This is a genomic window from Pantoea sp. B_9 (assembly GCF_008632015.1).
Taxonomy (GTDB): Bacteria; Pseudomonadota; Gammaproteobacteria; order Enterobacterales; family Enterobacteriaceae; genus Pantoea; species Pantoea dispersa.
On sequence record NZ_VWVL01000001.1, the window covers coordinates 1140534 to 1161016 of the forward strand.

25 protein-coding genes are annotated in these 20483 nt (G+C 56.7%); 9 read left to right on the forward strand and 16 right to left on the reverse strand.

The window, feature by feature from the left end; genetic code table 11:
* Positions 1-38 precede the first annotated feature (38 nt).
* The 6 genes from tatE to F3I21_RS05485 form a co-directional block, all read right to left on the reverse strand.
* A complete protein-coding gene (tatE, locus tag F3I21_RS05460; RefSeq protein ID WP_010618871.1) occupies positions 39-242 on the reverse strand; it encodes a twin-arginine translocase subunit TatE in 204 nt (67 codons plus the stop codon).
* A 98-nt stretch (positions 243-340) separates the two neighbouring features.
* Positions 341-1111 carry an amino acid ABC transporter ATP-binding protein gene (locus tag F3I21_RS05465; RefSeq protein WP_058757904.1) on the reverse strand — a complete coding sequence of 257 codons (771 nt, stop codon included), beginning with the start codon at positions 1109-1111 and terminating at the stop codon, positions 341-343.
* Positions 1108-2067 carry an amino acid ABC transporter permease gene (locus F3I21_RS05470; RefSeq protein WP_150058451.1) on the reverse strand — a complete coding sequence of 320 codons (960 nt, stop codon included), beginning with the start codon at positions 2065-2067 and terminating at the stop codon, positions 1108-1110. Before F3I21_RS05470 ends, F3I21_RS05465 begins: the two co-directional genes overlap by 4 nt.
* Positions 2064-2951: an ABC transporter substrate-binding protein gene (locus F3I21_RS05475; RefSeq protein WP_150058452.1), complete on the reverse strand. Its 888-nt coding sequence runs from the start codon at positions 2949-2951 to the stop codon at positions 2064-2066. The genes F3I21_RS05470 and F3I21_RS05475 overlap by 4 nt, the downstream gene beginning before the upstream one ends.
* Before the next feature lie 22 nt (positions 2952-2973).
* The gene (locus F3I21_RS05480; protein ID WP_150058453.1) at positions 2974-3768 is read right to left on the reverse strand and encodes a deaminated glutathione amidase; all 795 of its coding nucleotides are present in this window, start codon (positions 3766-3768) and stop codon (positions 2974-2976) included.
* A gap of 2 nt (positions 3769-3770) precedes the next feature.
* A complete protein-coding gene (locus tag F3I21_RS05485; RefSeq protein ID WP_150058454.1) occupies positions 3771-4730 on the reverse strand; it encodes a nitrate ABC transporter substrate-binding protein in 960 nt (319 codons plus the stop codon).
* Between the two features lie 136 nt (positions 4731-4866).
* On the opposite strand from F3I21_RS05485, the gene F3I21_RS05490 reads away from it, so the two are divergent.
* Positions 4867-6222 carry an aminotransferase class I/II-fold pyridoxal phosphate-dependent enzyme gene (locus F3I21_RS05490; protein ID WP_125309948.1) on the forward strand — a complete coding sequence of 452 codons (1356 nt, stop codon included), beginning with the start codon at positions 4867-4869 and terminating at the stop codon, positions 6220-6222.
* On the opposite strand, the gene F3I21_RS05495 is transcribed toward F3I21_RS05490, so the two are convergent.
* The 3 genes from F3I21_RS05495 to pagP form a co-directional block, all read right to left on the reverse strand.
* Positions 6206-6631, reverse strand: coding sequence for a GNAT family N-acetyltransferase (locus F3I21_RS05495; protein ID WP_021508597.1), 426 nt, complete (start codon positions 6629-6631; stop codon positions 6206-6208). The two genes, F3I21_RS05490 and F3I21_RS05495, sit on opposite strands and share 17 nt — an antisense overlap.
* Before the next feature lie 358 nt (positions 6632-6989).
* The gene (gene cspE, locus F3I21_RS05500) at positions 6990-7199 is read right to left on the reverse strand and encodes a transcription antiterminator/RNA stability regulator CspE (protein WP_010615627.1); all 210 of its coding nucleotides are present in this window, start codon (positions 7197-7199) and stop codon (positions 6990-6992) included.
* A 150-nt stretch (positions 7200-7349) separates the two neighbouring features.
* Positions 7350-7922 carry a lipid IV(A) palmitoyltransferase PagP gene (pagP, locus tag F3I21_RS05505; protein WP_021508599.1) on the reverse strand — a complete coding sequence of 191 codons (573 nt, stop codon included), beginning with the start codon at positions 7920-7922 and terminating at the stop codon, positions 7350-7352.
* A 956-nt stretch (positions 7923-8878) separates the two neighbouring features.
* Here pagP and F3I21_RS05520 point away from each other — a divergent pair.
* Entirely contained in the window at positions 8879-9124 is a 246-nt protein-coding gene (locus tag F3I21_RS05520) for a hypothetical protein (RefSeq protein WP_021508600.1), read from the forward strand.
* Positions 9125-9225: 101 nt separating this feature from the next.
* On the forward strand, positions 9226-10308 hold the full coding sequence (locus F3I21_RS05525; protein WP_150058456.1) for a malate/lactate/ureidoglycolate dehydrogenase: 1083 nt from the start codon (positions 9226-9228) through the stop codon (positions 10306-10308).
* A gap of 33 nt (positions 10309-10341) precedes the next feature.
* Here F3I21_RS05525 and gntT read toward each other — a convergent pair whose 3' ends face one another.
* On the reverse strand, positions 10342-11658 hold the full coding sequence (gntT, locus tag F3I21_RS05530) for a gluconate transporter (RefSeq protein WP_150058457.1): 1317 nt from the start codon (positions 11656-11658) through the stop codon (positions 10342-10344).
* Between the two features lie 277 nt (positions 11659-11935).
* Between gntT and F3I21_RS05535 the strand changes: the two genes are divergently transcribed.
* On the forward strand, positions 11936-13081 hold the full coding sequence (locus F3I21_RS05535) for an iron-containing alcohol dehydrogenase (protein WP_150058458.1): 1146 nt from the start codon (positions 11936-11938) through the stop codon (positions 13079-13081).
* Between the two features lie 34 nt (positions 13082-13115).
* On the opposite strand, the gene F3I21_RS05540 is transcribed toward F3I21_RS05535, so the two are convergent.
* The 3 genes from F3I21_RS05540 to F3I21_RS05550 form a co-directional block, all read right to left on the reverse strand.
* A complete protein-coding gene (locus tag F3I21_RS05540) occupies positions 13116-13943 on the reverse strand; it encodes a Cof-type HAD-IIB family hydrolase (RefSeq protein WP_150058571.1) in 828 nt (275 codons plus the stop codon).
* A gap of 109 nt (positions 13944-14052) precedes the next feature.
* Complete coding sequence (locus F3I21_RS05545; protein ID WP_150058459.1) at positions 14053-14514, reverse strand: RcnB family protein; 462 nt, start codon at positions 14512-14514, stop codon at positions 14053-14055.
* A gap of 778 nt (positions 14515-15292) precedes the next feature.
* On the reverse strand, positions 15293-15532 hold the full coding sequence (locus F3I21_RS05550) for a DUF1272 domain-containing protein (protein WP_058769424.1): 240 nt from the start codon (positions 15530-15532) through the stop codon (positions 15293-15295).
* Positions 15533-15724: 192 nt separating this feature from the next.
* On the opposite strand from F3I21_RS05550, the gene F3I21_RS05555 reads away from it, so the two are divergent.
* The 5 genes from F3I21_RS05555 to F3I21_RS05575 all read left to right on the forward strand — a co-directional run bounded on the left by F3I21_RS05555 (position 15725) and on the right by F3I21_RS05575 (position 19312).
* The gene (locus F3I21_RS05555) at positions 15725-16828 is read left to right on the forward strand and encodes an AI-2E family transporter (protein ID WP_058769423.1); all 1104 of its coding nucleotides are present in this window, start codon (positions 15725-15727) and stop codon (positions 16826-16828) included.
* Positions 16829-17084: 256 nt separating this feature from the next.
* Positions 17085-18245: a diguanylate phosphodiesterase gene (locus F3I21_RS05560; protein ID WP_150058460.1), complete on the forward strand. Its 1161-nt coding sequence runs from the start codon at positions 17085-17087 to the stop codon at positions 18243-18245.
* Positions 18246-18311: 66 nt separating this feature from the next.
* Positions 18312-18593 carry a hypothetical protein gene (locus F3I21_RS05565; RefSeq protein ID WP_088516275.1) on the forward strand — a complete coding sequence of 94 codons (282 nt, stop codon included), beginning with the start codon at positions 18312-18314 and terminating at the stop codon, positions 18591-18593.
* Between the two features lie 180 nt (positions 18594-18773).
* Positions 18774-19034: a hypothetical protein gene (locus F3I21_RS05570; RefSeq protein WP_021508609.1), complete on the forward strand. Its 261-nt coding sequence runs from the start codon at positions 18774-18776 to the stop codon at positions 19032-19034.
* An 80-nt stretch (positions 19035-19114) separates the two neighbouring features.
* Positions 19115-19312 carry a hypothetical protein gene (locus F3I21_RS05575; protein WP_021508610.1) on the forward strand — a complete coding sequence of 66 codons (198 nt, stop codon included), beginning with the start codon at positions 19115-19117 and terminating at the stop codon, positions 19310-19312.
* A gap of 32 nt (positions 19313-19344) precedes the next feature.
* Here the strand turns inward: F3I21_RS05575 and F3I21_RS05580 are convergent, their stop codons facing one another.
* From F3I21_RS05580 to ycgZ, 3 genes are all read right to left on the reverse strand, one after another.
* Positions 19345-19611, reverse strand: coding sequence for a biofilm development regulator YmgB/AriR family protein (locus tag F3I21_RS05580; RefSeq protein ID WP_058757917.1), 267 nt, complete (start codon positions 19609-19611; stop codon positions 19345-19347).
* Positions 19612-19745: 134 nt separating this feature from the next.
* Complete coding sequence (locus F3I21_RS05585) at positions 19746-20015, reverse strand: hypothetical protein (protein WP_150058461.1); 270 nt, start codon at positions 20013-20015, stop codon at positions 19746-19748.
* 99 nt (positions 20016-20114) lie between these two features.
* Entirely contained in the window at positions 20115-20357 is a 243-nt protein-coding gene (gene ycgZ / locus F3I21_RS05590; protein ID WP_021508613.1) for a regulatory protein YcgZ, read from the reverse strand.
* Positions 20358-20483: the final 126 nt, after the last annotated feature.

Sequence of the window (20483 nt, forward strand, 5' to 3'; positions counted from 1 at the left end):
TAATAAATATTTACACTTATTGACGTTCAGCGCAGAGATTACTCTTTGTGGCCGACGCGTTCAGCAGGCGTTTCTTCGGCACTGCTTTTGGTTGCGGTGGATTCATCATCTTTCATGGCTTTTTTAAAGCCCTTGATTGCGGAACCCAGATCGCCACCCAGTGAACGTAACTTGTTGGTGCCAAAAAGCAGTACGATAAGCGCACCGATGATCAGCAGTTTGGCAATACTGATACCTTCCATATTTTACCTTTCAACCTTCGCGAAAAACGGACAGCACTATTAACGCGCAGTTATTCACCACGCTCAACTGCAATCTGTAACAGAGTGAGATCTCACGGTCAGATAAAGCGGCTGAGAAACGCCTGGGTACGCGGATGCTGCGGATTGCCAATCACCTGCTCTGGCGGTCCCTGTTCCACCACCACGCCACCATCCATGAACACCACGCGATCGGCGGCTTCACGCGCAAAGCCAATCTCATGCGTTACCACAATCATGGTCAGGCCGCGATTGGCTAAGGTACGCATGGTAGCCAGCACTTCCCCCACCAGCTCCGGATCCAGCGCTGAGGTCGGTTCATCGAACAGCATCAGCAGCGGTTTGATCGCCAGCGCACGGGCAATCGCCACGCGCTGCTGTTGTCCCCCCGACAAATGTCGCGGCCAGGCGTCGGCTTTATCGCTCAATCCGACCGTTGCCAGCAGCTCACGCGCGTGTTGCAGCACCTCATCACGTGGGAACTTGTGCACGCCAATCGGCGCTTCCATGATGTTTTGCAGTACCGTCATATGGGGATAGAGATTGAACTGCTGAAACACCATGCCGATTTTCTGCCGCTGATGGGCAATTTTCCGCGCCGACAGGCGATGCAGCAGACCGCGCTTTAGCGCGTAACCAATCTGCTCGTCGCCCACCATAATCGAGCCGGCATTCATCTCTTCCAGATGATTAATGCAGCGCAGAAAGGTCGACTTGCCGGAGCCCGAAGGCCCGAGAATCACCACCACTTCGCCCGGAAACACATCGAGATCGATGCCTTTCAGCACCGCGTTATCACCGAAGCTCTTTTGCACATTACGCGCACGCACCAGCGGCTGAATCTCGCTCATACGTCCTCCTTTAAACGCGGGGCCGCAGCCAGCGCCGTGTCACTGCTGGCGCGTCGTTTGTTCACCACCACGGTACGTTTGCTGCCGCGCGCGTAGTAGCGCTCAATGGCTGACTGGCCGACGTTGAGGATCGAGGTAATCAGCAGATACCAGATCACCGCCACCATCAGCATCGGAATGATTTCAAAGGTACGGTTGTAAACGGCCTGCACCGAATAGAGCAGATCGCCCATCGCGATGACGCTCACCAGCGACGTGGCTTTGATCATGCTAATCAGCTGGTTGCCGGTCGGGGGAATAATGGCGCGCATCGCCTGTGGAATGATGATACGCCGCAGCGCGCGGCTGCGGCTCATGCCAAACGCCTGAGTGGTTTCAACCTGACCGTGATCGACCGACAGCAGGCCGGCACGGATAATCTCCGCCATATAGGCAGCCTCGTTGAGCGCCAGACCGGCGATGGCGGCAGTCAGCGGCGTGATCAGATCGTTAGTATTCCAGCTGGCAAAGGTGATGTCCGTCCACGGCACGGTGATCGAAAGCGTGGGAAACAGTGTCGACAGGTTGTACCAGAATATCAGCTGCACCAGCAGCGGCGTACCGCGAAAGAACCAGATGTAGAGCGCCGACACGCCGCTCAGCAGTTTATTCTCTGACAGCCGCCAGACCGCCAGCAGCAGCCCCAGCAGGGTGCCCAGCACCATCGACACCACCGTCAGCCCGAGCGTCACCTGCAGCCCTTTCAGCACCGAGCCTTCGGTAAACCACTGCAGCACCACGTGCCACTCAAAATTGGGATTGGTCACCACCAGCCACAGACCATTCGCTGCCAGCATCAGGACCACGATCCAGCTAACCCAGCGTCCATACGCGGGCGCGCTACGGGCAAAAGCGACGTCGCGCTGCGGCACGTCCCCCTGATCCGTGGGGCGCGCGTTGGGGCCGACGGCACTCATTTTGCCGTCTCCTGCGCCAGGTTACGTCCCGGCTGCGGCAGCATGTTGCCGTCCAGCTGCCACTTTTTCATGATGGCCGCGTAGGTGCCGTTGGCAAACAGTTCTTTGTAGGCATCCAGCACCACCTCGCCCAGCGGCGAGCCTTTGGGAACGACCGTGCCCTGAAAGATATCGCCAAAGCCGTTTTTCTGCCCCTGACCAGACAGTTGAAGTTGCCCCTGCGCCTGCTCAATGAAATAGGTCAGCGGCGCCTGCGAGGAGAAGAAGGCATCCGAACGCTTCGAGCGCACCGCCAGTATCGACGAAGGCTGATCGGTAAAGGACTGCACCACGACTGCAGGTTTGCCCGCAGCCTCACAGGCGGCTGACTGTTTGCGGATCACCTGCTCCGCCGAACCGGCCGCCATCACCGCAATGCGCTTACCGCAGGTATCTGCCAGACCGTTGATGTGCGCCGGATTGCCCTTCTGCACGCCAAACACCACGAATTCCTGCACGTAGTCGATGAAGTCCACCTTTTGCTGGCGATCCGGATAATCACCTATCGGCCCAATGGCCATCTGATAGCGTCCGGAATTAATACCGGCCAGTACGCCGGACAGACCGCTCACCGTCGCGTGTTCAATTTTCACGCCCAGCAGCTGGCCGAGCGCCACGGTAAGATCGGCCGAGGCGCCATCCATTGAGTGCGGCCCGTTAACGATTTCATACGGCGGAAAGGAGCCGTTATTTACCGAGATCATTTTGCCAGCCTGCTTGATCTGCGCCGGCAGCCGATCGTGCAGCGCCTGATCCATTTTTTGCGTCGGAATGGCGTCCGCAGCCTGGGCGACGCTCGCCGTCAGGCCGGTCGCCAGCGCGATGGCGGTTAAAAGCATTTTCATCAGTCAGTTTCCCCCAGGCAGGTCAAAGTGATTGCAATTCCGGACGGGCAAAGCGGCGATTTTCCAGTACCGGCAGCACGCTGCGGGCGTAGGCGATGCGGGTCGGATCCAGTTCGGCAAACACCAGTGCGGCGCACTCCGGTGCCTTCGCAATCACCACGCCAAGCGGATCGACCACCAGACTGTTACCAATGTTGCGCGGCCCGCACTCGCCTACCGCCACCATGTAGCAGGTGTTTTCCAGCGCGCGCGCACTGGTCAGCAGTTCCCAGTGCATCTCCTTTAACGGTCCTTTTACCCAGGCGGAAGGCAGCACCAGCACGTCGGCACCGTCCAGCACCAGCCGGCGCGCCAGTTCGGGAAAACGCACGTCATAGCAGGTCATCAGCCCAACTTTCATACCGGCCACCTCAACCAGTGGCGGCACGGCATCACCCGGATTAACCCGCTGCGACTCCTGCATGGCGAAGGCATCGTACAGATGCAGCTTGACGTACTGCGCAATGATTTCGCCATTACGCAGGGCAATCAGTACGTTGTGCGCTTTGTTATCCTGCGTCGGCACGTGCACGCTCATCATGGTGGTCAGCGCGTTACCTTTGCTGGTTTCCAGCAGCTGACTGACAAACGGCCCGTCCAGCGGCTGTGCGGCTTTTAACACCAGATCGGGATCGGCGATATCGCGCGCCAGCACGCCTTCCGGCAGCACCAGCATATCGGCGCCCGCCGCCAGCGCATCCTGCATCAGACCGCGACAAATGGCGGTGTTCTCCTGCCATTCGCGGCTAACGGCGAATTGCCCCATGGCTACTTTCATCTTCACTCCCCTCTGGCCGCCACCGGGAAAATCTCCTCCGGCGAGAGCAACGTTGTGGTTAAGCCCTGCTGAAACAGCTCACGGGCGAAGTCGGCAATCATCCTTTTGTTAGCGGTAAATCCGTTTTGATTCCAGTCGGCAGGCAATTCCTGCGCGGTGCGTCGCAAATCATCCAGCAGCCACGGCGTGGTATCCGCGTACTTCTCGCGTTTGCGCATCCACAGCTGATACGCGCGATCGATCACCTCGCTCAGCGCGTGCGGCAGCCACGGATGCGCCGCCGCCAGCGCCGGCTTCAGCGCCAGCAGATGAATACCGGGCACATAGCCGACGCGGTTGAAGTAGTCGCGCTCGGCACTGACGAAATCCGCCTGCAGCTGGCGCAGACCGGAATCTTTCAGGAAAAAACCCTCAGGCATAAACGGCGTGAACACCGCATCCAGCTCGCCGGCTTTCAACAGTTCAATCAGCGGACGCTCGTCCGGCGCCGGTTCGATACGGCCCGGGCGACCAAATCCCGCCAGCCGGTCAACAATCGGATGATCAGCGGCCAGGCGTCCGGCAAACCAGAAGGCGTCGTTGATATCGACGCCCGCTTCGCGCAGCACGGTGCGCGTCCAGGTATTGCCGGAGTCCTGCCAGCCGGTAACGCCGATTCTTTTGCCTTTCAGCTGGGCTGGCGTGGTGAGCGGGCTGGCGGTGGTGGTGATGATGCAGCGCTGGCGAAAGCCACGCATCAGAAAGTGCGGCAGGCCGAGCAGTGAGCTGTCGCCGCGCGCCCGTGCCTGCGCATAGCGGCTGAACGACACCTCACCGCCTTCGTAGTGTTCACTGCTGGCCAGGTTATCCACCAGCGTGCCTACGCGGTCAATGACCAGCCTGAAGCCCTGTGGCTGAATATCGCCCAGCGCCAGCGGCGTGAAGTAATCCCAGTCGCGCACCGCCAGTCTGATAGTGATCATCGTTGTGCTTCTCCGTTTGTTCAGCCGCCACGCTGGCGCTGTGCATTTTTTCTGCAAATTGTGCTTGAATTTGAGTCTAAAACGCGAATACTAATCTGAACAATCATTTCTTTGTTACTGAACAAAGCTTTTTCTTATGACGCAAATTGTGGATGCAGAGTGGCTCAGCCAGCAGATTAACGACGCCTCGGTAAAAGGCATTACCCTCGCCGCGTCAACATTGATTCGCGACGGACAGATTGCCGTAGGCATGCAGATGCCGGCAGTGCGCGATTTGGCGGAGCGGCTGGGCGTGAGTCCGGCCACGGTATCCGCGGCCTGGGCGCAGCTGAAAAAGCAGAAAGTGCTGGCGGGTAAAGGGCGAAGCGGAATCTGGGTGTGCGGCAACAGTGTGATGCCGCGACCGGTCCGCTTTGAGAAAATTGGCAACTATGGTGAAAACGTCAAAGCCGCGCTGGCGATGGCAGCACCCGATCCGGCCCTACTGCCGGATCTGCGCCCGGCGATGCTGGCCGGGCTGGCGTCACCGCAGCTGAATAGCTATCAGCGTGAGGCGATTTCGCCACAGCTGCAGGCGGCCATTGCGCCGCGCTGGCCCTGTCCGGCGGAGGCGTGGCTGGCGACCGATGGCGGCTTTGATGCCATGAACCTGATAGTGCAGACGCTGCTGTCACCCGGCGATCGGGTAGTGATTGAAGATCCGACCGCGACGCGTCTGCTGGATATGCTCGACAACATCGGTGCCGAGATCCTGCCGCTGCCCGGTGATGAGCAGGGACCGCTGCCCGCGGTGCTGGCGACACACTTACAGAAAGCGCCAGCGATGTTCATTTATCAGCCACGCACCCACTCGGCGACCGGCTACAGCGTCAGCCAGCAGCGCAGCGAAGCGCTGGCGCAGGTGCTGGCGCAGAGTGCCACCCTGATTGTCGAGGATGATGGCATCGGCGATTTGTCGCGCTGGCCGGTATGGAGTCTCGGCCGCCACTATCCGCAGCGTACGTTGCACGTGCACTCCTTTTCCAAAGCCTACGGCCCGGATCTGCGGCTGGCGGTGGTATCCGGCACGGCAGAACTGGTGAAACGGCTGCAGTCGTGGCGTAACTTCGGGGTCAGCTGGACCAGCCGTATTTTGCAGGATGCGGTGGCCTGGATGCTAAGCGATGCGCCCACCCAGCAGCGCATACAGCAGGCCAAAGGCACGTATGCCGCGCGCCGTCAGCAGTTGCTGGCCGCACTGGCGCGGCGCGGGCTGGTACAGGAAGATCGCGACGGCCTGAGCGTGATGCTGCCGGTGGCGTCAGAGCAGTATGCCATGATCACCCTCGCCGCCCGGGGCATCACCGTGCTGCCAGGCGAACGCTGCAGCATCAACAGCGGACAGTTCATTCGCGTCAGCATTGCGCGGCTGCCGGCCGATCAGCTCGACAGCATCGCCGATGCGTTAGTGATTGCCTGCGGACGCGAGCTTAATATCAGCCCAGATCTTTGATGTGATAGCGTGGCGACTCAACGTAGCCTTCACGCGCATAAAACTGGTTGGCTTTCAGTCGCGAGGCGTGACAATGCACTTCCATGCGGTCGCAGCCGCGGGCGCGCGCCAGTTGCTCGGCGTGGTTCAGCAGTTGCTGGCCGCTGCCTTTACTGCGCTCGCCCTCGGCGATACAGAAATAGCTGATGCGCGCGAAATCGCCCGCTAATGCCAGCTGCGGAATGAAGTGCAGCGAAAGAAATCCCAGCACCTGGTTACCGTGTTCCGCCACCAGCAGCGTCTCGTCGGGATGGGCGCACAATTGCGCCAGCCGATCGCTAATAAATTTTTCCGTGCCGCGATAACCCAGCTCGGTTAACAGTGCACTCAGGGCAAAGCTGTCTTTGGCCTGTGCTTCACGTATGTTCATCCTGCCTCCTCCGTTCCCTGACTGCTGTTATATAGCGTTGCCGCTGAAAAATCTGCAAGTAAGCTTTGTTATGAGTATGTTACGGGAATTATCTGTGAGCGACGCCGCAGAATGTGCCTTGTCATGCCGCTGTCACGCTGGCTTAAGGCTGGCTTAATCTTGCTTTGCCATGCTGGCATAAATGAAGTTGCGAGGCATGGCACATGAAGAATCTGGTACCGCACTGTTTAAATGAATGGCTGGCGCTGTCGCTCAGTACGCTGGTGATTGTCGCCTGGGCTATTAGCTGGTGGCAGGGCTGAAAAAAGCACAAAAAAAACCCGCCATCAGGCGGGTTTTTAAAATTCTGACTGTTAACTTACAGAGCGGTAACGTTAGCAGCAGATGGGCCTTTAGCGCCGTCGGTGATTTCAAACTCTACACGCTGACCTTCAGCCAGAGTTTTGAAGCCGTTGCTCTGGATAGCAGAGAAGTGTACGAATACATCTTTGCTGCCATCTTCTGGAGTAATGAAACCGAATCCTTTGGACTCATTAAACCACTTAACGTTACCTTTGATCTTGGACATCTATATTACCTTTACATGAAAAATGGACACTAAACTGTGTCGGCATCTAGTACAGCAATTGCAGTGACATTTGTCCAGCGCGAATTGATGAAAAAGTGATAAATATTGATTTTTTCCATGCCCTTCACACTTTCTGCGCATCTTCAGCGATTAAAACTGAAATCTTAACCAGGCAAAATAGACGTTGCCGTTGTTATAAGTACCTGGAATGTAAGTCATTTGGAAGGTTGCCGGGCCATACCCTATCGAAGCCAGCGGCAATACCAGCGGAACCGGGATATATCGCCAGTTATCTCTGGCCGTCACACCCGCGGTGTAACCGGCGCCCAGATGGAAATTCTGATCGTTCAGCGGTCGCCAGGTCGCTTCCCAGCCGTAGCCGGCGATGGGCTCCCACTTGTTAAACGAGTCTTTGAACGCCATGGCATACAGGCCGTGCCAGTTGCCCTTTTCATCCCAGCGCGAAACGCCACCGCCCGCGCCCCACGGCCGCTCGTTGTACTTTTTGATGTGTTCATCATCGTAAGTAAAGCGGTTGTGCCAGGTGATAGCCGGGACGTAAAGATCGTAATTTTGCGGTTGTGTCCAGGTTTGCGCCACGTTATCGGAGAAGGTATTCCAGCCCGATTTAATCGCTTCGCCTGTGGTTGCCGCTGGTGTCGAAAAAGAGACCGATGAAGTCAAAATACAGCCGCAAAAGGCTGCAGAAATACGCCAGTTCACAACAATGCTTCCTGTTAAATCATCCTGTATCCGGCAGTCACCGCGTAGCGCCACATCGCGCCGCACCGTGCTGCCGTGGGTTAATGGCTGATGCCACGAGCGCGTGCAGCGCGCGCCACAATGGCGCCAGTTGCACCCGGCTCTGCTGGCAATCAGCTGGTTAATTTTACCTCACTGCGCGAACGGAGTCGAAACGGCAAATAAACAAAACGCAGAGGGTAAAAGGTGCAGAAAATGCACTGTTCAGTTAATGATTACTTAGGGTGATTACTTAATATTCAGCAACTTATCCACACAAATTGATTTCATGAATAAATTAATAAAATTTATCAATTGAACTCACCCGATGATTGAGATAAATCTCATCACTCCAGGACGGAGAGAGGAGGAACTGAGATGACAATTCGTTGCAGCCGCTGCGGTTGCGCCAAATTTTTTTATACAGTACCCGGCAAGGAAAAGGTCGACGATTCCGATCATCACGGCGCCTGTTGCGCCGCGTGCGGCAAGCCGATCAGCCTGCGCGATGTGATCCCGCTGTCATCCCTGCACTCTGCTTCTGCCGCCCGTCACGTTGAATAATGTTTTCAGGCACCCGGCGGGTGCCTGAACGCGTCAGAAAATCAGTTTAAACACGCCAGTAATCGTCAGTAACCCGACAATAAAGATAATGGCAATAATCCACAGTATTATTTTCATTGTTCGCTCCTTCAGGATGAAAAATAACGCATCGTGCATTCAGTATAGATGATTATTCCGGCTTCGCTGGGCGCTGCGAGCGCGATCCCAGTCACTTGCCTCAGAGACTGTTACCTGCTCTTTTTTTCTGCGAGCCCGGTCGCAGCTTATCGCTTAAGTTGCTATCCCGCCGCACGCGTAGCGCGCTGATTGTCTAAAATTACAGCGCCTGTAGCAGGCCTCAATTGTTCGCTATGTCTACGTAACAAGGAGATGATATGAGCACGATTAATACCAGCATGGGTCGTTACAGCCTCAAGGCAAAGGATCATGGCAGTCACATTCGTGGCAGCATTGCGATTAATGACGAAGGCGGTACGCAGCTCACCCTGCAAGAGTTTGATGAGCATTATCTTGACGATGTCGTCAACAACGTTATTTATCCAATCACGGGTGGGAACCGTGAAATTGCACGCGCACTGCGTGAACAGATGGTTAAAGCCGGCTTCGAACAGCCGCACTGAGTTTGTTGGGCCACGTGTTGTGGCCCATTATCAGCCCTTACTTGCGGTTATTATCCATTTCAGCGCAGGATGCTCTCTCCCCCCATAAGGAGATTAACCGCGTGACTGAACTGCATCGTGTTTCCCCTTCCCGCTTACATCAGTTTGTTCAGGCTATCTGGCTGCATGCCGGTAGCAGTGCCGAAGAAGCGCGCCTGGTGGCTGACCATCTTGTTGCTGCTAACCTCGCGGGCCATGACTCCCACGGCGTCGGTATGATACCGAGCTATATGGCCTCGCTGACGCAGGGCTTTCTCCAGCTCAATCAGCACGTCAGCATCGAAAAAGACGCTGGCGCGGTCCTCACCCTTAATGGCCAGAAAGGCTTTGGTCAGGTGGCCGCGTACGAGGCCATGCAGCACGGCATTGAGCGGGCGAACAGGTTTGGCCTCGCGGCGGTCGGCCTGCATCATTCGCATCACATTGGCCGTATCGGTCACTGGGCGGAGCAGTGTGCCGCAGCGGGCTTTGTCTCCTTTCACTTCGTTAATGTGATGGGCGATCCGATGGTGGCGCCGTTTAACGGCAGCGATCGCCGCTTCGGCACCAATCCGTTCTGCGCGGTGTTTCCGCGTCGCGACGGCGAACCGCTGCTGCTGGACTTTGCCACCAGCGGCATCGCCTATGGTAAAACGCGGGTGGCGTATAACAAAGGTCAGCCGGTCGCGCCGGGCTATTTGCTTGATGCGCAGGGCCAGCCGACCACCGATCCGGGCGTGATGCATCAGTCGCCGTATGGCGCGCTGACCGCCTTCGGCCTGCACAAAGGCTATGCGCTGGCGACGATGTGCGAAATCCTTGGCGGCGCGCTGTCCGGCGGTCGCACTACGCATGACGCCACGCTGCTCACCGGCACTGACGCCATCTTCAACGGCATGACCACCATAATCCTGAACCCAGACGCGTTTGACGCACCGGCGATGCAGCAGGAAGCCGAAGAGTTTCTCGCGTGGGTCAGGCGTTCACCGCAAAGTGGTGAGGCAGAGATTCTGGTGCCGGGCGAATGGGAAACGCGCAATCGGGCAGCACGTGAACGCGAGGGCATTCCGCTGGACAGCAATAGCTGGCAGCAGATTTGCGCAGCGGCACGCCAGGCTGGCATGCCTGAGGAGGAACTGGCGGCCTTCCGCGCCTTAGCGCAGTAAGCCGCCGGGGCTGAGGCACAGTGCCTCAGCCGGTTACAGCGCAGCGGACAGCAGCAAACAGCCCAGCAGACCGCACACCGAGATGATTGTTTCCAGCGCCGACCACGAGCGAATAGTTTCACCGATGGTCAGGTTGAAGTACTCCTTGAACAGCCAGAAGCCCGGATCGTTGACGTGCGAGAAGATGACACTGCCGGAACCGACGGCAATGACCATCAGCTCCGGGCTGGCGCCGCTGGTGGCAATCAGCGGTGCCACAATGCCGCCGGCGGTAATCGCCGCGACGGTGGCAGATCCCAGCGCAATACGCAGCACCGCCGCAATTGACCACGCCATAAAGATTGGCGAGACGTTGGTTTCATGCATCATGCCGGCGATGTATTTATCCACGCCGCTGTCCACCAGCACCTGTTTGAAGGCGCCACCGCCGCCGATGATCAACAGCATCATGGCGATGATTTTGATCGAGTCAGTGATGGTGCCCATCACCTCATCCATGCTGCGGCCACGGTTAAGGCCAAAAGTGAAGATGGCAATCAGCACTGCAATCAGCGTCGCCATGATCGGATCGCCAAAAAATTCCGCGTACGGCAGCAGTACATGGCCTTTCGGCAGCAGCATTTCTGCCACAGCACGCAGCGCCATCAGGATCACCGGCACCAGCGCCGTCCACACGCTAACGCCAAAGCCTGGCATCTCCGCTTCACTGAAAGTTTTTGGGTTCCATAACCCTTCCGGAATCGGCTTATCAATACCTTTCAGAAAACGCGCATACACCGGCCCGGCCAGAATCACCGTCGGAATACCCAGCAGCGTACCGTACAGCAGGGTTTTCCCCATGTCGGCATTAAATAACGTGGCGATCGCGGTCGGGCCTGGATGCGGTGGCAGAAAGCCGTGCGTGACGGATAAGGCGGCCGCCATCGGCACGCCGACATACAGCAGCGGCACGCGCGCCGACGCGGCAATGCTGAACACCAGCGGCAGCATCAGCACGAACCCGACTTCATAAAACAGCGCGAAGCCCACGGTGAAGCCGGTGAGAACCAGCGCCCACTGAATGTACTTCTGGCCGAATTTTTCGATCAGCGTGGTGGCGATACGCTGCGCACCGCCGCAGTCGGCCAGCAGTTTCCCCAGCATCGCGCCAAAGCCCATGATCAGCGCCAGGCTGCCCAGGGTACCGCCGACGCCGGTTTTGATCGATCCAATCACTTTATTGACCGGCATGCCCTGCATCATGCCTACCGCCAGTGCCACCAGAATCAGCGCGATGAAGCCGTTAAGTTTGAAGCGAATCATCAGCAGCAGCAGTAACGCCACGCCAATTGCCACATAGAGTAATGGCATAATTTTTCTCCACTTTTGCGCTCGGCGTATTACCGGCAGCGGTTTGTTGTAATGGGACAAAGGGGTTATCAGTGCCAGATGTTTCAGAATGCGACATCCTGTTACCGGTATCATGTTAAGGGTAACATTGACGGGAAAGCACCTGGTGCAGCGGGTGAATTTCTGTTTTGCGAAGGTGATCAACTTTTTGTCGGAGGGTTATCAGAATGTTTGCCCCGGCAGCGGCGTGGCTTTTGGTTACACTAGCTGTTTTATGCCAACCGATAAGGATCTGCAGGTGAGTGAGAATCTGATTGAGCTGTACAGTAATCAACAAACCCTGTTTGGCCGTGGCAGCATCGACCGCCTGGTCCCGCTGCTGGCGGCGAATCCGCAGCCCACGCTGCTGTTCTGCGGCCGCTCATTTCTCAACAGTGCGGCGTGGGCGCGTCTGGGCGCGACGCTGAACGATCACATTCTGGGCTATGAAATTGTCAGCCATGAAGCCTCGCCAGACGAGATCGATGGCTGGGTGACGCGCTGGCGTGGCCACGTCGATCGCGTTATCGCCATCGGCGGCGGCAGCGTGCTGGATGCGGCCAAAGCCTTTGGCGCCATGATGCAGCATCCGCTGAATATCGCGCGCTACCTCGAGAAAGTGGGCGATACGCCGGTACAGGCGGTCACGCTGCCGCTGATCGCCATTCCTACTACCGCCGGCACCGGCAGCGAAGTCACGCAGAATGCGGTGGTAACCGATCAGCAGCACATTAAGGTGAAGGCCTCGCTGCGCCATCCGGTGTTTGTGCCGCAGGTGGCGATTCTCGATCCCGATCTGCTCAAAGGAGCACCTGATCGCGTGCTGGCCACCTGCGCCATCGATGCCTTTACCCACCTGTTCGAGGCTTATCTGTCACGCAAGGGCAACCTGTTCAGTCAGCAAAACGCGCTCAACGGGCTGCAACTGTTCATGCAGGCGTGGCCGTACCTCAATCAGGACGACAGCCGCGGCGATGCGGCACGTGAAGCGATGATGATGGCATCATGGCTCGGCGGCATCAGCCTGAGCAGCGCCGGTTTAGGGGTGATCCACGGTATTGCCGGCGAGCTGGGGGCGATTAAACCGTTCCATCACGGCGAAGTCTGCGGTCGTCTGCTGTTTCCGTTCCTTGATGTACTGGCGGAGAGCGCGCACCCTGAACAGCAGCGGCTGATGGCGGCGCTGGCTGAACGCCTGCTGCCCGATGAAACGGCACCGCCGGCGCTGGCGCTGAAAGCCTGGCTGCAGCAGCAGGCTATCGTGCCGTTCTGGCTGGAAGGACCCACCCTCGCCGCGGAAGAGGTCGACTGGATTGTGGCGCGCGCCAACAGCAAAAACGGCTGGGTCAATTATGATCCCGCCACGCTCACGGAGATGATTACCGCCGCGTGGCGCGTCGTCTGAGCCTTTCAGGCAGCGCATGCTGCCTGTTGCTTATTCAGCCAGCAAACGGCCCTTCCCCCGCCAGCATCTGCTCAATCACCTGCAGCACGCCTTCCTGGTTATTGGACGGTGCGCCGTAGCGCGCAGCGTCTTTGACCCGCTGCGGCGCATTCTGCATGGCAAAGCTGAAGCGCGACTGCACCAGCATCTCCAGATCGTTGCCGCCGTCGCCAAACGCCAGCACCTCATCGCTGCTGATGTCCCAGCGCTGCTGCAGCAGGCGCAGACCGTTGGCTTTGTGCAAACCGGGCACAATCAAATCCACCGAGCCGTGCCCGCTGGAGGTCGCCGCCGCCGCGCCCTGATGCAGACGCTCAATATCAGCCATCAGAATATCGACATAATCATCGGACAGATTCAGCGCAAACTTAAACAGCCGGTCATCGCCCACGTCAGCGAGGCTATCGATCGCCTTGAGGCGATGGCAGTAGTGACGCATTTTGACCAGCCACTGCTCATCCATGGTGTTGAAGTGATAAGCGCTGTTGCGGCCGCAGAGGATGTATTTCAGGTTGAGATAGTTACCGCGCTGCAGGGTATCGAGCACGGCATTAACGTCCTCGCGCGAGAACGCGCCGCAGAACAGCTCCTCATCCCTGTCGAGGATCCACGCGCCATTTTCGGCGACAAAGGCGATCTCACTGGCGATGTCGGGAAAGAAGGATTTGAGCTGGTAATACTGGTTACCGCTGGCGACCACAAATTTGATGCCGCGCCGCTTCATCTCCTGATAGCAGGCCTGAAAACGTGCCCGGTTGTACTGTTTTTTATCGTCGAGAAAGGTGCCGTCCATATCCACCGCCACCATTTTTACCATGGTCATCATGACTCCTTAACGCGTTGAAAGGAAAAACGGGTTGTCCAGAGAATAACCTGGTGAGCGTTGAAAGCGGAGAGAAACACGGATGGCCGTCGCCATCCGTGCGGCAGGATTAGTTAAATGCGTTATTCAGCAAAATGGCGGTGATAATGCCGGTCGCGGCCGCCACTAACACATAATTTCCGTCGATAAAGGCCCAGTGCTCGCCGCGCGGCGGCTCATACAGACCGCGTGCCCGCCAGTCGTCGACGCGATAGTGTGGACCGCGAAACTCCGGCGGTGCCGGATAACCACGGCGAAAATCATGACCGCGCCAGGCAAAGCGATCGCCGCCGCGATGTCCCTCCGGCATACGGTGGTCAGCATAGTGGTCGTGACGATCCGGGCCCGGTCCGCGATCGTGGCCAAAGTCACGACGATCATGATGATCGGGACCCGGGCGGCTATCCTGATGGCGGTCGCCGCCGTGCGGGTCCCAGCGATGGTCACCGGGACCGTCGGCCCAAGAGACGCTGGAAAACAGTGTGCTGCATGCAATAAATGACGCAATAATCGTAAGTGTTGTTTTTTTCATGGTGTTACCTCCAGGGATAACGGCAGTCTGCGCGCCGTTGAGGCTTACTATTGCCTAAACAAAGCTAAAACAGCATTTCCAAAAGTCTTAAAAATCGGATACTTACAATACATTACGCCAGGTTAGCGCTTTCTTAACGATTGTGGAGACTTTATGGTGGCGTGGCACGATAAGGCTGGCAGGGAAATAAGCAGTTAATTCAGCGGGAATAAAGAAAACCCGATCGCGGGGATCGGGCGGACAATGCTATTTCCATAAAAAGCATAAAGCGGGGAAACCCTGCTAAAAAGAGGGTAAAACTGAAGCACACAACGCCACATCACTAGCATTGCCCGGAAAGAATAACATTCATCAGGGCAAAATACTTTCAGAAAACTTCTATTTTCAGAAAAAACCGTAAAAATGTTCATGGCAGCGAAAATAACCACCAAAGGTACATAACGTGAAAGGAAATAAGGTCCGTGCTCTGACCAGCTGTCGTCAGGAAATATAGTCAGCCCGTATAAAATATCGACATAAAATCACAATGCATTGAATTTTAAAGGTAAAAATTAGCACATGCCATTTTTATTTATGCCGCCATTTAAGCCGACCGGCAAACTAGCTGGCCGGCACATTTCATTGATAACGAGAGCCCTATTGCTGCCCTGGCAATTAATCGATGTGCGTGATTAATATAACGCTAATTTTTCACAAAGCTGAAGCCTAAGGTTAAATAACCAGCAAACGGGCGCACAATAATTATGCGTCGGCTATTAATCCAATTGCGCTGGCGAATTTAGCGGGGTGGCGCAGAAATCGGATATCGCTGAGTTGCAGCCGGATGGCGTAGCAGCGCCTGCGCCGGACGTATCGGTCGCCGTACCAGCTCACCCGCGCAGTTCGGGCAACGCTGCGCCAGCACGCCTTCCGCACAGTCAACGCAAAACGTGCACTCAAACGAGCAGATGCGCGCATCAGGCGAGGCCGGCGGCAGATCTTTATCGCAGCATTCACAGTTAGGACGTAATTCCAGCATGGCACTCTCCTGTCAGGGTTCAGGGCTATCATCGCCGCCGCCGCCCTGGCGCGCCAGCCTGTGAGCGGACATCGCGCGGACAGATCGGGACAGCTTTTCATCCTGCACGCCTTGCCTTGCGCGCTAAAAACATTACATTCCGCAAAAGCCGTTCTATAGTTCATTCGCTACGTTTATCTGCGAGGCTTTTGCATGCGTGTTAAAGGGTTAAATATCGGTTTCTTTATAGTGATTCTGGCGATTGTCACGATCGCCTTTTTTGATGTGCTGGCGCCCTATTTCTCCGCCATTTTGTGGGCGGCGATTCTGGCGGTGATCTTTGCGCCACTGAAATCACTGCTGCGGCGTAAAATGGGCGACCGCAACGGGCTCGCTTCCTTTGTGACCTTACTGATTATCTGCCTGATCGTGTTCACTCCGCTGGCAATCATCACCTCGTCGCTGGTGGTTGAGATCAATACGGTGTACACCAAGCTGCAAACCAATTCCGCGCAGTTCCCGACGGTGTTTGCCTCGCTGCTGCAGCATCTGCCGGAGTGGGCACAAACCTGGCTGGCGGATCACGATCTGAACAATGCCGCACAGATTCAGCAAAAACTCTCCGGCTTTGCGCTGAAGGGCGGACAATATATGGCGGGCAGCGTATTCCTGATCGGTAAAGGGACTTTCACCTTCACCGTGGGCTTTGGCGTGATGCTTTATCTGCTGTTTTTCCTGTTGAAAGACGGCGCCTGGCTGGTCGGGCTGATTCTCGAAGCGCTGCCGCTCTCAACCTATGTTAAGCACCATCTGCTGATGAAATTTGCCGCTGTATCGCGCGCGACGGTCAAGGGCACGGTGGTGGTGGCCGTGGTGCAGGGGGTGCTTGGTGGCTTTGCCTTCTGGATCACCGACATCGACGGCAGCCTGCTGTGGGGTGCGCTGATGGCGTTCCTGTCGCTGATCCCGGCAGTCGGCTCGGCTATCGTCTGGGTGCCCGCGGCCATCTTCTTCTTCGCCACCGGTGCGCTGTGGAAAGGCCTGTTCCTGGTGGGCTTCTTCGTTATCGTGGTCGGGCTGGTGGACAATATCCTGCGTCCGCTGCTGGTCGGCAAAGATACCAAAATGCCGGATTACCTGATCCTGATTGCCACGCTGGGCGGCATGGAAGTGTACGGCATCAACGGCTTCGTGATTGGTCCCTTGATCGCTGCCCTGTTCATCGCCTGCTGGAATCTGCTCTCCGGCCGCGACAACCGGGAAAACGTCGAAGAGATCGACGAAGAGTTTATCGAAGAGGGTAAAACCCGCGAGTAGCAGTGGTACAACAGCTAAAGCCCTGCTGCCGGGCCGCTATCGCTCACTGGCAGGCTCATCCGGAGCGGCGCTTTAAGCGCCGCTTGTCTTTTCAGCGCGGCCGCCAGGCTGTCAGCACCTTTTCCGACCTTTGAATCCCGCTCAACCCTTTTACCGGACTCAGTCAGCCGCCAGGCTGCACTCAGCCCGGACGTTTCACAATTTAACCCATGCTGCTAAGGTGTCAGAGGACAATCGCGACAATCTGGAGCGTAAAATGCTTACAACAATAATTTACCGCAGCCACATCTCTGAAGATGTTCCCGTCAATATCCTGCCGGAGATGGTGGCAAAAGCGAGTCTGCTCAATACTGAGCATCATGTTACCGGCATCCTGCTGTTTAACGGCACGCACTTTTTTCAAATCCTGGAAGGGCCGGAGCAAGGCGTTCTGGCAATCTACGCTCGCATTTGTGCCGACCGGCGTCATCACAATGTGGTCGAGCTGATGCGCGACTACTCGCCTTCGCGGCGTTTCGGTAATGCCGGCATGGAGCTGTTCGATTTGCGTAATCACCACAGCGGCAGTGTGCTGCAGGCGGTGCTTGATCGCGGCACGTCGAAATATCAGCTGACCTATGACGATCGCGGGCTACAGTTCCTCAGAACCTTTGTCGAAGCGCGTGAAAAAGAGAACTACTATGAAGTGCCGCCGGCGGATTACTGGGAGTTCATCCCCGCGGAAGGACAATCTCCCGCGCCGGCCAGTGGCGTCACTTTCCGCCCTGTGGTTGACCCCCTCGGCCGTGAAGTGACGGCCATTGAGGCAATTCCGCACGCGCAACCCGCCGGACTCGGGGAACATGAGCGTTACACTCATGACCTCAACGTGGTGACAGACGCACTGCATAAAGCCGGCCAGGCCTGTCCCGATGGCATGACGCTGTATATCAGTATCCTGCCGATGACGCTGGTTTGTCTTCCCGATGCGGTAAGTCAGCTGGTCAGCGCCATCGCGCAGGCGGAGCTGGTGCCGCAGCAAATCATTCTTGGCGTGAGCGAAACGGAAGTCATCTCCCGGCTCGAAGACTTTTCCACGGCGGTCAGACAGCTGAAAGAGGCTGGCATCAGCCTTTCCATTGATAACTTCGGCGACGGCTCGGCCGGTCTCTCTTTACTGGCTCACGTCCAGCCTGACCGGGTACGTATCGGCGCGAATATTGTTCGTGATATTCACCGTAGCGGCCCGAAGCAGGCGGTGATGCAGGCGGTCATCCGCTGTTGTTCGGCGCTGGAAATCAACGTCATTGCGGCCGGCATTGAGCGTCCCGAGGAGTGGATGTGGCTGGAGGCGGCCGGAATCATCGATTTCCAGGGCAGCCTGTTTACGCCTGAGGGCGGCGCCGTGGCATGGCCTGAGAGCCGCGAGGCGATCTGAAAGCGGTTAAGCCTGACGACGCAGAACCTCTGAAGAGATAAAACGTCAGGCTCACAGGAGAAGACAATGCTGAGCGATGCCCGACTGCAGTTTATATCCAGCCATCCGGAGGAGAACGAACCGGAGGCGGTTTCCATGGCGCGCGAGTTACTTCGGTACCGCAGTGCGCTGGCGCAGCCATGGGCTGTGGTGGAGGCACTGGGTGTGAAGTACGTGGAGGACGGTAACGGGGCGATGATCTGGCCGGCGCGTTACTGCGAACGCGGCGACACCTTACTTTATCGTCTGGATCAGGCGGCTTCAGAGGTCAGCGGGCGCGCTGAAGCCGCGGAACCCGTCAGAAAGTAGCGCCGTGATGGCCGGCGCGAATGCAAATACCATTCTCTTTGCAACGCTGGCAACTCAATATGCTGATCATTGCGCCGATAACCCGCGTCCGGCATCTTTTAGCGGAGTTTGATGTGCTCAATGTGTCCGGGTGAGATTCCTGTGGTAAGCTCATTGCCCTAACCGCAGCCGGACAGACTGATGAAAAACAATTTTGACGATAAAATGGCGGATATCATCATCGGAGAAGCCGTAACGGCGTTACTCGATGATAACGTCGCCATAAGCTGGGCGGCCCTCAACGACAGGCTGCAGGCGATGCTTGACCGCGAAACAGACAGTGACCGCATTCGTGCTGTGCTGCGTGTCATTGAGGACGTCAGACGGGAAATGGAGATGAGCGCGGTGAAGAAAGAGGCGTTCACTGCCGGGCATTTTTCTTTTTCCGGCAAGCTGCACTGATCGCTGCCTGACAATCTGCCGCGCCTGACGCTGTGGTTTCTGCTATACTGTATGCTTATCCACCAACGGATGGAGGTCATTTGAGCGATGACACTACCGCCGAAGATATCTACGCCGTTATTGGAACGGTTGTGGCGCGCCTTCTTAAGCCGGACCAGCACCTGACACTTCAGGACATTACCCATGCACTGCATCATCTTGGCGAAACGGCAAGCGAAGATGAACTGCGGCAGGCCTGTTTAAACGCCATCAGTATGCTTGTGAAGCAGATGCACTAAGCTTAATCTACTGCTCCGGCTTACTAACCTTTTCAGAACCCTTCATCATCCGGCGTTCTGCCGACCACGATTTCAAGCACGTTGCGCAGTACATCCAGTTTGACAATATCGGTGGTCATCTCAAGCTCTGAGATGAGATACAGGATGATGGTTTTGCTCGTCACTTTTTGGCCATGGATGACGATGTCGCGAATCACGGCATCCAGTGCCGCGGCTTCGGCTGCATAGCGCTCACCGCCGCTGCGAAAATGGTGAATAAGGGCCGCTTCAGCGCTGAATGAGTGTTCATTGGTTTGCATGTGTCGTTATCCGTAAACCGGGCGCTGCTGACAGCCCGGTGGTCGCCAAAAAAATCGGCCATCCTGAGATGGCCGTGTTATGCCGGGCGTCCTGCCACACTCCGGTTAATCACGAGATTGTATCGTCCCTGACATTAATGCTTTTTACCAGCTCTGGGTTGTGATATCCCGCCCAGAGCAGCCATCGGCTTTTCACGATTTCCCCGGGCTGCTGGCTGCATCTGCAGCTCCCTGATGGCGATCCTGATCGCCTCCAGACGGTCGGGGTTAAATTCCTCTGCGGCCATTGACCGCAGCCGGGCTGAAACGGTCGCCACATTGATTCGTTTATTATTATCGAGCAGCCTGACCACCGCCTCGCCCAGAACGATTTCGGTTAAACGTTCAATTTGACTTCTCTGCATGCCCACCCCCTGCGGGACTGTGCCCTTTCGGACAAGTGGCTGACCCTTCCCGGGTCATAAAGCGCATGCTGCAGGTACCACCGATTATCCCTTTTCGTATCAGCGTTCAAACAGCATGCCAATCAGCGTCTGGTAATGACGCTCTTCTTCATAATTTGCCGCGACCTCAAGGCGTCTCAGCAGTTTGGTGCAGATCGCCTTACGGTTGAGGTTTTTTCCTGCGCGCAGGATCTCAACGACAATCTGCCCCAGCGTTTCCTGCTGAGTAGGTGCTGTCGCTCTGCTGAAATAGCGGGCAATCTCACTGGCGCTGTCTGGAAATTTTGCAACATTCTGACGCATGATGAACCCCTCGAATGGTTAAAATACCGTCGCTTCTCTCTGTGCGTAAACTTATACAAAGAAATAAAACTTGTACAGCAATACTGTTTCTTTATTAGCTACGTTCTTGTGCAAAAAATGCTAACA